A 14720-nucleotide genomic window follows, 5' to 3' on the forward strand; every position below is an offset into this window, starting at 1 on the left:
TCAGACCATATGTGCGTGGTCGCAGAGATGCAACAATCAATATGACAGACAAATAAAATCCATACATTCCGTGGCGCATATGTCACGGGGGCGTCCCAATAGGTGTGCTTTATCGCGCCTTCAGGTGGCGAAATTGGAGATTATTTTCGTAAAAATACATTAAATCAATGTTTTATATATGGCTTTTAGTTTCCTTTTGTCGATAATGTAAGAGGGGTTTGGCAAGTTGATTGGCCTGCGCGTCGCCTGCGCAGAGGGTGCGCACGATTTAGTCTGCTTTAATTGACGTTATAAGGTAGGACCTAATTGCCGAATTCAGCCCGGTGGCCGCCCGCCGCGAGGTTTTCGGACCATGGGTGAATATGTCGCCTGACCGATACCCGGGTCATGGCGTGAGCTCTGCCGGCCCTGGCGTTACTCAGGGATATCGGTTTCCTGGTAGCAGAACCCGTCAAAATCAGCGGCGAGACGCGCTCCGGACATGTCCTGACACGCCATACCGACAAAGGTTCCGGTAAAATTCGGTACGATTTGCGGTCCGGCCTCGTCGGACAACTGACTCATGTCCAGGACCGTGCTGAACCAGGTCCAGTCGTCGCCGGCGCGCTGCCGGTAGCCAAAGCGAAGTTCGCCATAGATGACCTCGGCCCTTATCTCGACCGGCCCTTCGGCCAGGGTGCATACCATCGAGGTGGCGATGGAGTCGGCATCCGGAACGTCGGAGATGATGCGCAAATGCCGCCCCGACGTCGCGTCATGGGTAATGCAGCAATAGTGATACTTGCTGGCATTGTAGTAACAGACCAGGCCGGCAGACTGCTGGAAATTCCGTGGCGAATAGTCCACCGTCGTCGTGGCTGTGAAGCAATAGGCCTGCTGACGCCGGGCGACCAGCGCCTGTTCGAATTGGCTTCCCAGGCTTTCGCGCCCGTAAAGGCGCAGAAAACCCGGTCGATCGGTCAGGCTAAACAGTCGCTCCGGCTGCGGCGATCTCAGCCACTGAAACTCGGCCGGTAGTTCCGCATCGTCAAAGTCCCGGTGTATGGCCTCAGGCGGAGGGGGCAGCGTCTCGGATTCTGTCTCAGGCACCGGACCCTGTGCCGTGAGGACGGGCAATCCGCTGCCATCCGCCGTCTCCAGCCAGCCCTCGGCATTCCAGCGCAGGGGCGCAAGCGAGGTTTCGCGGCCCATGACGCAGCGGTGACGGCCCGGCAGGGGCCGGCCGCACAGGTAGGCGATCCACCAGCTTCCATCCGCGGCCTGCACCAGGTCTCCGTGGCCGGCGCGCTGCAGCGCATGGTCCGGGTGTCCGCGCGTTGTCAGAACCGGTCCGGTCGGACAGGCCTCATAGGGTCCGTCGATGTGACGGGACCTGGCCACGGTTACGGCGTGTCCCCATCCGGTGCCCCCTTCGGCAACGATGAGGTAGTACCAGCCTTCACGCCGCAGCAGATGGGGGCCTTCGGTAAAGCCGAGATCCGTTCCGGCAAAGATCACGCGGCGTTCGCCGATCAGCGCTTTTTCGGCAAGGCTGTATTCCTGCAGCACGATGCCGCCGAAATGCTGTTGCTCGGGACGATGGTCCCACAGCATGTTGAGCAGATAGGTCTTGCCGTCGTCGTCATGAAACAGCGACGGATCAAATCCGCTGCTGTTCATCAGGACGGGGTCGGACCATGGCCCCTCGACCGAAGGGGCTGTGACGAGGAAGTTGTGAAAGTCGCGCAAGGCAAGTCCGTTGGCGCCACTGACGGTCGTTCGCCCGTATCTCAGCACGACGGAATAGACGAGATGAAAGAGTCCGTCCTTATAGGTCAGGCACGGCGCCCAGACCCCGCAGCCGTCGGGCACGCCGCGTAAATCCAGCTGGCTGGGTCGCTGCAGCGGCCGATTGACCAGGCGCCAGTGGACGAGATCGCGCGAGTGGTGGATCTGGAGTCCGGGGAACCATTCAAACGTCGAGGTGGCTATGAAGTAGTCATCGCCGACTCGCACGATCGAGGGATCGGGGTTGAAGCCCTTCAGGACAGGGTTACGAATCACGAAAGAGTCTCCACCTTGGCCGACTTCGGTTTGATCAACAGCCAGAGCAAGGCTGCGCCTACCAGATCAAGGCCGCCGATAAGAATGAAAAAGGGTCCGTAGCCGGTCTTTGCGACCAGGAGGCCAATGGCCAGGGATATGAGCAGGGCGCCCAGATTGGCTGCCGTGCCGACCATGCCGGCGACGGTTGCGACTTCACCGCGGGGGAACAGGTCGGACGCCATGGTAATCACATTGACCGACAGGGTCTGGTGGGCAAAGGCGCCGACGCAGAGCAGGGCGATCGCCACATAGGGGCTGGCCACATAGCCGACAAAGGGAACGCAGACCATCATGCAGGCGCCGATCGTAAAGGCCCAGCGGCGCGAATTGACCAGGCTGACGCCGCGGTTTTGAATCCACAGGGCAAGGGCCGGGCCGAACAGGCAGCCGAGGTCCGCGGCGGCAAACGGCAGCCAGGCAAACAGGGCGATATGTTTCAGATCGAAACCGCGCACCGTGCTCAGATATAACGGCACCCAGAAGACCAGCGTGCCCCAGGTGGGATCGGCAAGAAAGCGCGCGATCGCCATGCCCCAGAAATTTCGCTGGGTCAGTATGCGCAAGGGGGAGGGTCTCGGCGCTACGGACTCAAGGTGACTTTCCTGGCCGGCCTTTATGTAGTCATGTTCCGGCTTGGAGAGCTTCTTGTGGCGGTCCGGTGACTGGTAGCAGACATACCACAGCACGGCCCACACCAGGGCGAGGCCACCGGAGATGATAAAGGCGGCCTGCCAATTGTAGCTGAGAATGGCCCAGGCCACCAGCGGCGGCGCCAGCATGGAGCCGACGGACGCACCGATATTGTAAATCCCGCTGGCGAAGCCCCGCTCTTTCGCAGGGAACCATTCCGCCACGACCTTCAGCCCGCCCGGTTGCGCTATGCCTTCCGCGAAACCCTGCAGGCCGCGCAAAAAGGCCAGGCCCTGCCAGTTTGTGGCCAGGGCATGGGCCATGGTTATCACGCCCCAGGCCACGGCGAACAGCGCCAGGCCCAGTTTCAGCTTGACGAGATCCAGGATGTAGCCGGCGATCGGCTGCAGCATGATGCCGAACTGAAAGATGCTGGTAATGACGCCGTAGTTCTTTTCGGTCATGTGCAGCGACGTCATCATGGTCGGTGCCGCGACGCTGAGCGCGCTTCGGGTCAGGTAGTTGATAATGGTCCCGAGCATGACGAGGAAGATTATCCCCCACCTTGTCATTCCTGTGTTCTTAGGCATTCCGCCCTCCCATAGCCGTCAGGCGAAGATCGCTCGAAAAACAGTTCGTGACCAGCTTAACCGCATGCCAGGCAAGATATCTGCGTTGGCTTCAGGGACTTTTTTGCCCGGAGCCAGGTTTGCATCGTCTATCGCTATCACATTATGTCTGATTTTATCAAGCGCTGACAGGCCCAGAAACAAGACAATTTACGACGCGTCAGTCTGCGCTTCAGCCTGTATGCGCTTCAACGCGCCGCGTTTCGGTTGCGGCGGGCGCGGCATAAATCCAAAAATTGTAATTAATTATACATATTTATCAATGCTATGCAGGTTCTGTTTCGAATGCGAGAAAGCTGCGCCCTGCCGGAGGGGCTTGATGGGCCGAACTGGGGCTGGGTCTTTTTCGTTCTCTTACGGCGCGCAATGTTCGCCAAAAAGGTCTTACATATTGAGGTGGATGTTGTTGATGTCAGGCTTATGGGCTATTTCAATATCCGCCAATCAAATATAGCTTTTGACTTACAGTATGCCGAGAGAATCACTATGGCCAAGAGAACCACTATGCCAAGAGAACCACTATGCCAAGAGAACCACTATGAGTGAATCTGGCAGCAAGCGGCTGGCAGCGGACTGGAATGACGAAGCTCTGGGATCGGGAAAACTGGGCGAGCTGCATACGCAGCTGGCGCAAAAACTGGGCATCGATATTCTCGGACGGAGATGGCTGCCGGGCGAGATCTTGCCCAGCGAAGTCGACATGGCCAACATCTATGCAATTTCACGCTCGGCCGTGAGAGAGGCCATCCGGACGCTCGCTGCCAAGGGGATGGTTGAGCCGCGGCGCCGGCGCGGCACGTGCGTTACCGAGCGCACGAAGTGGAACATGCTGGATCCGGATGTCCTCAGCTGGATGTTTGCGTCCAGGCCCGATGACTTGCTCGTCAAGAACCTCTTCGAGATGCGCCTGATCCTCGAACCGGCCGCCGCGCGGCTGGCCGCCCAAAGACGGACCGACGCCCATTTGGCGGCTATGTCGAACGCCTTGAAAATCATGGGGCGGGAGACACTTCTGACTGACAAAGGGCTTCAGGCCGATATCGACTTTCACGCCGCACTGATGGCGGCGGCCGGGAACGAGCAGTTGTCGGCCCTGAACGCGTCGATCGGCGCGACGGTGGCGCTGTCGAACCGCTACAAGATCAAGCACAATATTCTGGGCCGCGATCCCGTCCCGGCGCACATGGCGGTCTATGAGGCCATTGAACGTCGCGACGCCGAGGAGGCCCATTGGTGCATGCAATATCTTGTCAGACTGGCCGTGAAAGACCTGTTGCATATGGATGCGATCGAGGACCTGCCGTCAAAGGCGTTTGAGGACCTACCGTCAAAAGCGTTTGAGGACCTGCCGTCAAAGGCGATCGAGGACTAGAGCGCAAACACCGAATTTATGGCCTCTTTATTTCCGGGCCTAGCCAAAGCCGCCTAATTTTATGTTTGGCGCCCTATGATCGACCTGGTGGAATTTCTGTTGAAAGCCAGGTTGCTATGCCCGACACATCGGTAAGCCATAAGTTTGTCAGAAATCTGTGGCTACAGCAGGGACTCGACCGCGATATGGTCGGCATCGAGATTGGTCCGTGGTTTAGCCCGGTCGTGCCGCGTTCGGACAACTGGGACACCGTCGTCATCGATTTTTCCAGTACGGGGGAATTGCGTGAACGTGCCCGCACCCACAGCTCGGCGGAAATACAGTCCCTGGCTGGAAAAATCGAAACCGTCGATATCGTGTGGAGCGGTCAGTCGCTTGAACGCGAGTTGCTGGCGCTGAACCCCCAGGGTTACGACTACCTGATCGCCAGCCATGTCCTGGAGCACCTGCCGGATCTGATCGCCTTCCTGCAGCAGCTTGAGCATGTCATGAAGCCTGGCGGCATCCTGTCGATCGCTCTGCCCGACCGGCGCATCTGCTTCGACTATTTCAAGCCGCTCAGCATGACCAACGACCTGCTGGCCGCCCACAGACAGCGCCGCACGCGCCATACGCCCGAGACCATTTTCCAGGCGGAAGCCTATCAGAGCTGGCTCGACGGCAGCGCTGCCTGGTCACGCAAGGCCGTTCCCGACGTCAGGCTGGTCAGCACCCTGCGCGCGGCTTATGAGGTGTACCTGGCTGATGTCGCCCTGTCGGAGCAGCCGGACCCGCCCTATGTCGACGCTCACACCTGGATCTTCGTGCCGTCCAATTTCAGCCTGATCATCCTTGAGCTCAACGCCCTGGGGATTATCGATTTTCGCATACGGCGCATCGAAGACAGTCCGGAATGGTCGGAATTCCTCATCCAGCTCGAACGCGGTCCGTGTCTGCTCAACGAAGCCGAGCTCGAAGCCGAACGCCGGCGGTTGTTGGGACAGATGATGAAGGACCAGCAGGGGATACCGGTACAGGTTGTTCGTTAGCCGCAATCAGGATGACGATTTTGGACGGCATCGATTGTCGCGTAATACTATGAAACTACACCAATTTTCAACGCGGAAAGCGCGGAAAAGTCGGAAAGGCGCAGAAATTCAGGATTTAGCTTTACCGCGCGAAGCGCCTACCTGCAGAGTAGGTTGCTAATATCTTGAAATGGCAGCCCCTTCGGGCGCAACCTTTGCCGCTGGCTCCCTTTCAGTGTCTTTCCGACTTTTCCGTGCTTTCCGCGTTGAAAATTGCTGTAAGATCAGTAATTTTCGCGAAAGGTGTAGCCGAACACAATCTGTCCTAGGCCACCGCTGCCCTCAGCTTGTGCTCCACAACGGCCGCAGGGGCGTCGGGCAGCCGGAACGCCTCCTTGATAAAGCGCACATGTTCAGGCCCGAAGGTCTGGCCCCAGTCATCCGGATAGCGCATCCCCAACGCGTTGTTTAAGCGCGTCTCACGGTCGTCGATCCGCTGGATCGCCGCCGCGATTCCGTTGACAAGATCGTCCAGATTAGGCTCCGTCGCGATGACGTTCTTGCACAGCTTGTTGAAATAGGCCTGGTTCTTCACCCCGAAAGTATTGGTGACCACCAAGGCCCCTGAGCCGCCAAGGTCGAAGGGCAGGAGGCTCGGATGGGGCGACGCCATCAGGCACAGCCCCAGATCGAACTGGCCGATCGCCACCTGATAATCCGCCAGGTTCATCCGCTTCATCTGCCGCAATTCGACATTGCGGGCGATGCGGATGGTTGCCTCGCCCAGGCCGACCCCATAGAATTCCCAGCGGTTGCGGGCAAAAATCCCCCGCCGATAGGCTTCGCACAGCGCCAGGGCGCCAAGCTCGAACATGTTGCGATTGACCACCGGCCGCGAATAAAAGGCCAGTTTGTACATGTGTGAATCGTGCGCCAGGAAGGTCTCGGGATCCGGCAGGTATCGTGCGCAGGCATTGTTGAAATAGGTGTGTTTGACCTCACCCGAAGCAAACCGGCCGATCTTGTTTTTGACGAAGGACTTCTGCAGGGCCTGAGACGAAAACAGGGCGTTGAAATTGAACCTGTAGGTTTCGTCGGCGACGCAGAAGGACGACCCACCAGCGTAGAAGTTGGTCTCATAGTCCTGGATCAGGTACAGGAACGGTCGCCTGCCGATCTCGTCCATGATCTTGCGGGCAAAATGGGCGCTGTACCACACGGTCGCCACGCAGTTGTCGTCCGGCGACACCCGAAGCGGCGCCTTGCGTTCGCCGATATAGAGCACCTCCACCTCGTCGAACAGATTGACCATGTCCGGATAGCCCTTCAGCTTCTCGCGGAACTCGGCCTCGTTGTAGTAAAAATTGTCGAACATGACGAGGCGCACATTGAACCCGCAACGCGCGATGAAGCGCGCCACCTGGAATACGCCGAAGAAGCCGGCCGACATCGATTTGAACTCGAACGCCGGCACCAGCACATTGATGCGCGTCTTTTCGTTCGGATCGACCACCACATCGGGCAGGTCGTAGATCCGGTTCAGCATCAGGTGCAGGCGATGACTGTCGTAGGGTTCCTTGAAATTGGCTCTTAGCCCCTCGGCGCGGCCGAATTGCAGGTAGTGGACGATGGCGCCACCGCGATAGGGATAGACTTCGCCCACACTGCTGTAGTTTTCGAGATAGGCGTCCTCATCGAAATTGGTCGGCAGCGCCCCATAACGCTTTTCCAGCGCCGCGATCGCGACGTCGACATTGCCGTAGCGCCCCTGGACCAGCCCCGTCGTCCGGTAGTGATCCAGCGCCTCGTCCGGGCTCAGCTTGGCCGTATCGGCGTAATAGGCCTGGTAGAAGACCGGATCGAAGACGACCGGCGCTTCGTCGGGCTCGCCGCCAAGTTCCTGCTGATAGACACCCTCTGCATCGACATAGGACCGAGCCTGGTGGAAATGCGTCTTCACCTGGTCGAGGAATTGCCGCAGCAAAATCTCGCTGCCCTCTGTCTTGTCGCCCCCATGACCTGATAACGATTCCGCATAGGCGGCGGCGTCGAAGATCGGACCGGGCCGGCGATTTTCCGCCGCCCCGTAGCGGATATAGTGGACCAGGGGATTCAACTGCGTCAGCGCGACGTCGCGATAGGTCTCGATATACCAGGCGCCATCGAAATAGGGATTGGGATTGAAGCCCATACGATGACCGGTTTCGAGATAATGCACCACGGCATCGTCTTGCGGCGAACATTCGGCGCCCGCGGTCAGCCGGTACCATGTTTCGTCGAACAGCCCGGACTCACGGACCAGGGCGACGAACTTATCCTTGAAGAGGACGTTGGACACCAGATTTTTTGCAAAATTGAGTCCGATAAGTGCCTGATGTGCCATACTGATTTTTTGCCATCTCTACTACATGCCGAAGTTTTTTTGATTGTTTCAGGAGTGGCTCGGGACGTTGCCAAAGCCGCTTACAAAGTCCGCCGTTCGCGCTTGGCGTGGTCGGCAGTTGGCAGATCAGGCTCACCTGCCAATGCAATCCGGCGCCGCCGGTCAGACTCGTTCCCCTCATTGGTAGGCCTTAGACTTGCACTGAAAAACTGGCTCGCACCCTCAAACGATCACAATCCGGGTCAAATTTTGGATGCGAGAGGCAGTGTAGTTTACTGGTTTCACGTGAAATCAACTTCCGGGCGTAGCTCTGGCAAGGTTCACGAACGTTAACTGTGTTCAATATGTAGTAAATATTCGATGCCGATGAGTGCCGAAATTAATCACATTTCGGATTTCCAGATTTAATCTTTACAGATTTTTTATCAATCGCAATTTCGGGCCAGTGGGGGTGGATATACTAAAGCAGGCTAAGTACTTCGTAATTTGGCTAGAACGATCACACGCTTTTCAACGCTCTTGGCTGCCTGACGGCATCTGACGGCGCATCCTGCCGCGGCAGGTTGGCGGTAAAGGTTGTCCCGTCCTTCTCCGATGACGTGACATGGATCTGGCCACCGTGGGCGACGATGATCTCCTTGGCGATGTAAAGCCCCAGGCCCAGATTGACGCCGGTGACAACCAATTCGCCCTCGGTTGCGGACTCGGCTCGCGTCAGGGCGTCGAATATGCCGGGCAGCGCGGCAGGATCGATGGGCACGCCGTCATTATGTACGGATATGGTCACGTCCTTATCCGTCCCGCGAACGGTAACCGCAACGGGCGCGCCCTTGAAGCCATACTGGACAGCATTGCCGATCAGGTTCGAAAAGACCTGGCCCATGCGCGCCTTGTCCCACGCTCCATCCAACTCTCCCGAGGCGTGATATTCGAACGTCTGTGCCGGATGCAGGGCACGCATTTCATCGACCAGCAGATTACTGACAAAGCCCATGTCCATGGGCTCGGGGCAGATCGGCAGGCCTGATCCAAGGCGCGCCTTGGTTATGTCGAGCAGGTGAGTGACGATCTCGCTGGCGCGGCCGGCGCTGTCGATGATCTGGGCCTGAAGCATGGCCTGGCGTTCGGACAGCTGTCCGATGCTGGTCGTCAATTGCGCCGACATCAGGACGGCGCCGAGCGGATTGCGCAGATCGTGGCTCAGTATTCCGAGGAACAGATTCCGCGACATATCCAGCTTGGCGGAGTAATCCTGTATGGATTCGATCAGGATCTGGTCGATCGACTCGTTGAAGCGCGTTTGCTCGTGGATATCCTTGCGGGATACATCCTTCAATGACGCGTCCCAGAGATTGATCACACTGGCGCGCAAGGCCCGATATTCCGAGACCATCTGATCGAGGTTAAAGCCGCCGGCATGGCGCAGCGAGGCGTGGACCTCCGCCGCTGTCGGCTTTGGGCTTTTCGGCTTTTCACCGTGTGATTTCTCGATCTGTTCGGATTGCGTCTGAGCGCTTTCAATGTCGTCGGCAATGAAGGCCAGAATTTCCTTGATATGATCGCGCAAGGCGAGCGGCGTTTGTGCGCTGCCGGACGCGATAAGCGTCTTGGCAAAGGCTTCCCATTCCCGAATAATCGCCGTGTTGTTTTCGCGAATAAATATTGCAAGTGCCATCGGTTAGTCCCCGAGACGTGAAGCGACACAAATTATGTTTAAGGCTCCAGATTTTTTTGATCTGTTCGGATCATGACGCCTGAAATCATAGATATGGGCTTATTATATCTTTTCAATCTGGGGTGGGAGGTTCGGAATATACTCAGTTGGGGTATTATGGCTCCCTGTCCTACAGTGTCTATGTTAGACAGAGTCGCGCTACTCCACGCGCGAAATCGGAATAATCGAGACAATTCATGGCAGGCCGTTCGACCAGGAAAAGTGCGGCGATGGCGTCCGTGAGCGACGCCTCTGCCAGGCGACTGCAATTCGTCGTGGTGGGCATAGGCGCCTCAGCAGGCGGCCTTGAGGCGGTGAGCGCCCTGCTGGATGTCTTGCCCGCGAAAAGCGGCATGGCGTTTGTCCTGGTGCAGCACCTGGACCCGACACATGACAGTCTGCTGGTCGAGATACTGAGCCGGCGCACAAAACTGAAGGTTATGGAAGCGCGGGACGGTCTGCGCGTGGCGGGCGATCATCTCTACATCATCCCGCCCGGCGCCTATCTGTCGCTGTCTGCCGGCACCTTGCGGCTGTCCGAGCCGACGGAACGGCACGGCACGCGCCTTCCGTTTGATTATACGCTTCATTCCCTCGCCGAAGCCTACGGACCAAACGCGGTTTGCGTTATCCTGTCAGGCAATGGTGTGGACGGAAGTCTTGGCTTGAAATCCGTCGTCGACAAGGGCGGCATGGTTATTGCGCAGGACCCGAACGAGGCCGGCTACGCCGGCATGCCGCAAAGTGCGATTGCGACGGGCCGCGTCGATCTCATCCTGCCGGTCGCGCAAATCGCTGAGGCGCTGGTCAAATACCAGGTTCAGATGGCAGAGACCGATGCGCCCCAGTACATAGCTGCGGCGAAGAACCCGCCCGAATGCCTGCCGCAGATCGTAGAGCTGCTGCGCGAAAAGACGGCGCAGGACTATTCCCTGTACAAACCCGGCACCCTGTTGCGCCGCATTGAACGCCGGATGACCCTGGCCTCGATGAAGCCCGACAATATGATGGGTTATCTCGACCGGTTGCGCGTCGACGACGGCGAGGCCGTTCAACTGGCCAAGGACCTGTTGATTCACGTCACGGGTTTCTTTCGCGACCCGGCGGCGTTCAAACTGCTGGCCGACAAGATCATTCCGGACCTGATCAAGGCGCATCCGCGCGACATGCCCATTCGCGTGTGGAGCGTCGGTTGCAGCACCGGAGAAGAGGCCTATAGCCTGGCGATGCTGTTTCGCGAGGCTCTGAGTGCGGCCGGGCGGGATAACAGGTTGCAGATCTTCGCCTCGGACGCCGACCCGGACGCGATCGCCACGGCGCGCAACGGGCTCTATTCGACCGAGGTCGAAGCCGATATTTCACCGGTGCGGCTCAAACAGTACTTTTCGAGGGAAGCCGACGGGTATCGGGTCCTGCCGCAACTGCGCCTGTGCGTCGTTTTTACCGTGCAGGACGTCCTGACGGATCCGCCGTTTTCCCGGCTGGATTTTGTGTCCTGCCGCAATCTGCTGATTTATCTTGGTCCGGAAGCGCAGGCCCGGGCCATATCGCTGTTCCACTTTGCCCTGCGCCAGGGCGGGCTGCTGCTGCTGGGCGCTTCCGAAACGCCGGGGTCTGTCGGCGGCCGATTTGAGGTTGTATCGAAGGCGGAGCGCATTTTTCGCCAGGTGGGCCGAAGCCGCCCAGGCGATTTTGGCTTCTCGCGCAACGCCTGGACCGGCATCCGGACCCAGGAGATCAACGAGCCGGCAGCCGCGGCGCCCAACCGGCCGACTGTTGCCGACTTCTGCCGTCAGTGGACGATCGAGACATCGGCGCCGGCAACCGTACTGGTGAACGCAAACCATGACTGCCTCTTCAAGCTGGGGCCCGTAAGCCGCTTTTTAACGGTGCCGGAAGGCGATCCGACAACCAATATCCTCGCCATGGCGCCGTCAGGGCTACAGTCCGCGCTGCGCGCCTGCCTGATGCTGGCCGGCCGCAGTCCTTTAGCGGACCCGGCCAAAGAACCGCCGGCAGGCCCGAATTCTGCACCGGTCACCATGTCCGCCAGCTATGTCAACGCCCAGGGTGACAGGCTGGCTGTAAATATCGAAGTCAGAACCTGTCTGCGGGAAGGTGAGCCGCTTTTCCTGGTCAATTTTGTCGAGCGGCGTCACAGCGTGGATGCATCCAGCCGGCGCGACAAGGGCGCCCCCGACTTGAGTGACGACGACTCCCGTATCCGCGCCCTGGAAATCGAGCTCGAGCGCACCTATACCGAACTGGAAGCCTTGGCCAGGACCTTCGAAATCGCCGGCGAAGAGCAAAAGGCGATCAATGAAGAGGCGTCGTCGGTCAATGAAGAATACCAGTCGGCCAATGAAGAGCTGTTGACCTCGAAGGAGGAGCTGCAGTCGCTGAATGAGGAACTGACGGCCCTGAACAGCCAGCTTCAGGAGACCCTGGACCGGCAGAGGACAACCGCCAATGACCTGCAGAATGTCCTCTACAGTACGAATGTCGCGACGCTGTTTCTCGATCTCGATCTCAATATCCGCTTTTTTACGCCCACGACGCGGTCCCTGTTCAACATCATCGCAACCGATATCGGCCGGCCGCTGTCGGATCTGCATTCCCTTGCCTCCGATACGGCCCTGGCCTCCGACGCGCGGGAGGTCCTGCGGCATCGGGCGCCGGTAGAGCGGGCCATCGAAACATCGCAGGGCCTGTGGTTCCTGCGCCGGGTCATGCCTTATCTGAGCGACGAAAGCAGTGTCGATGGTGTTGTCATAACCTTCACCGACATTACCGAACGCAATCGCATCGCGCGCGACCTGCAAGCCGCCAAACAGGCGGCCGATCTGGCCAATATCGCCAAGACGCGCTTTCTTGCGGCGGCCAGTCACGACCTGCGGCAGCCCCTGCAATCCCTGGCCCTGATCCAGGGTCTTCTGGCCAAGGCGGTCGTTGGCGAGAAGGCGGAACAGTTGGTCGTCCGGCTGGACGATACGATCGAGACCATGTCGGGCATGCTGAACACACTGCTCGACATCAACCAGTTCGAAAGCGGCATGATGCGGGCGAACAAGATCAACGTCCCCGTCAACGAGATCTTCGACCGGCTCAGACACGAGTTCCTTTACCACGCCCAGGCGCGCGGCCTGACCTTCGAGGTGGTGCGGACCTCGCTGATCGTCGTTAGCGATCCGGTTCTGCTGGAGCAACTGATCCGCAACCTGTTGTCGAACGCGATGAAGTATACGCCGGCCGGCGGCGTCGTCCTGGGGTGCCGCCGTCATAAGCACTGCGTCAAGATCGAGGTCTGGGACAGCGGCATCGGCATCAGCGAGACGGACCAGGAGACGATCTTCGAGGAATATTATCAGGTCAACAATGCGGCCCGGGAACGCAGCCGCGGCCTGGGCCTTGGCCTGTCCATCGTCAAGCGCCTGGGCGATGTCCTGGACCATCAGATTTCGGTCCACTCCCAGCCCGGCAAGGGCTCGGTATTTACCATCGAGGTGCGCAGGCTGGAGGTTGCACGCACAGGGGGGAAGGCGGATGGCTCCGGGGCAACGGACAGGCCTGCGCGGGTGAAGACCCTGACGGGCACCATCCTGGTCATCGAAGACGATCCGGAAGTGCGCGGCCTGCTGCAGATTCTGCTGGAAACCGACGGCCACCGCGTGGCTGCGGTGGGGGATGGGCCCGCCGCCCTGCTTTTGCTGCGCCAGGCCGGCCTCGTGCCCGACCTGATCGTGGCGGATTATAATCTGCCCAATGGCATGACCGGCGTCGAGGTCGCTGCACAGTGCACGACCATCCTGAACCACAAGGTTCCGGTCATCATCCTGACCGGCGACGTTTCAACAGCGACCCACGATGCTATCGAGGTGTCAAACGCCGTTCAGATGAACAAACCGGTTACGCCCAGGACCTTGAGCCAGGCGATCCAGTCGCTTCTTGCAACTTCGCGGTCCGTGCCAGTTGGCTCCGTTTCCGGCTCTGCTTCGGGGGGAGTGCCGGCCCTGATCTATGTCGTCGACGACGACCGGGCTATTCGCGACGGCGTAAAATCCATACTGGACGACGAAGGTTTCAGCGTGTCCTGCTTTGCCAGCGCCGAAGCGTTTCTGGCCTCGTATGAGCCCGATCGGCAAGCCAGCATAGTGATCGATGCCGGGCTTCCCGGCATGAGCGGGCTTGAGCTGTTGAAGACATTGCGGGCCGGCGGACATCATCTTCCCGCCCTGATGATAACCGGCAGCAGTGATGTAGCCATGGCGGTTGAGGCCATGAAGGCGGGGGCGACGGACTTTCTTGAAAAGCCCGTCCGGCCGGCAGATCTGATCCGTGGTGTCAGGCGCGCGCTGGCCCAATCGATGGATATCCGTTCGCGTCATGGCTGGCAGGCTTCGGCGGCGCGGCATTTAAGTGATCTTACCGCCCGGCAGCGGCAGATCATGCACATGGTCCTGGCGGGACATCCCAGCAAGAATATTGCGACCGACCTGAAGATCAGCCAGCGCACGGTCGAAAACCATCGCGCCGCCATCATGGCGAAGACCGGCGCGAAATCGCTTCCCGCCCTGGCGCGCATTGTGATGGATGCCGGGGACCCAATATGACGCACATTTTTTGTAACTGCCCAGCCGGGTTAACGCCTTGAGCTTTCCAAGCTGTGGGCGCTCTTCAACTTGAAAAGCAATGAAATTACGGATTATTTCCTTCTCCCCACCTGAGGGGAGAAGGTGGGCCAGAGGCTCGGATGAGGGGTTCTTCTGACCGGGAAGCTGTTCTGAATGTGGAATTTAACCCCTCACCCTGCGCTTCGCGCTTCCCTCTCCCCTCAAGCGGGTAGAGGGGAAATATCTACGATTTTGCTGTTTATGCGACCACTCCTGGCCACTTGGGAGTT

The 14720-nt window shown here is 58.9% G+C and carries 7 protein-coding genes; 3 read left to right on the plus strand and 4 right to left on the minus strand.

Annotated features, from left to right (window positions below):
* Positions 1–414: 414 nt before the first annotated feature.
* Complete coding sequence (locus AC1DXO_RS01165; RefSeq protein ID WP_476976247.1) at positions 415–2043, minus strand: glycoside hydrolase family 43 protein; 1629 nt, start codon at positions 2041–2043, stop codon at positions 415–417.
* Positions 2040–3305: an MFS transporter gene (locus AC1DXO_RS01170; protein ID WP_476976248.1), complete on the minus strand. Its 1266-nt coding sequence runs from the start codon at positions 3303–3305 to the stop codon at positions 2040–2042. Before AC1DXO_RS01170 ends, AC1DXO_RS01165 begins: the two co-directional genes overlap by 4 nt.
* A gap of 577 nt (positions 3306–3882) precedes the next feature.
* On the opposite strand from AC1DXO_RS01170, the gene AC1DXO_RS01175 reads away from it, so the two are divergent.
* Together AC1DXO_RS01175 and AC1DXO_RS01180 are read left to right on the plus strand one after the other, a co-directional pair.
* Positions 3883–4716, plus strand: a complete 834-nt coding sequence (locus AC1DXO_RS01175; RefSeq protein WP_476976249.1) for a FadR/GntR family transcriptional regulator — start codon at positions 3883–3885, stop codon at positions 4714–4716.
* Positions 4717–4832: 116 nt separating this feature from the next.
* The gene (locus AC1DXO_RS01180) at positions 4833–5744 is read left to right on the plus strand and encodes a class I SAM-dependent methyltransferase (protein ID WP_476976250.1); all 912 of its coding nucleotides are present in this window, start codon (positions 4833–4835) and stop codon (positions 5742–5744) included.
* Positions 5745–6048: 304 nt separating this feature from the next.
* Here AC1DXO_RS01180 and AC1DXO_RS01185 read toward each other — a convergent pair whose 3' ends face one another.
* Entirely contained in the window at positions 6049–8061 is a 2013-nt protein-coding gene (locus AC1DXO_RS01185; RefSeq protein WP_476976251.1) for a rhamnosyltransferase WsaF family glycosyltransferase, read from the minus strand.
* Positions 8062–8605: 544 nt separating this feature from the next.
* Entirely contained in the window at positions 8606–9781 is a 1176-nt protein-coding gene (locus AC1DXO_RS01190) for a sensor histidine kinase (protein ID WP_476976252.1), read from the minus strand.
* A gap of 278 nt (positions 9782–10059) precedes the next feature.
* Between AC1DXO_RS01190 and AC1DXO_RS01195 the strand changes: the two genes are divergently transcribed.
* Entirely contained in the window at positions 10060–14430 is a 4371-nt protein-coding gene (locus tag AC1DXO_RS01195; RefSeq protein ID WP_476976253.1) for a chemotaxis protein CheB, read from the plus strand.
* Positions 14431–14720 lie beyond the last annotated feature (290 nt).

The sequence above is a fragment of the Asticcacaulis sp. P2_C5 genome, assembly GCF_056404555.1.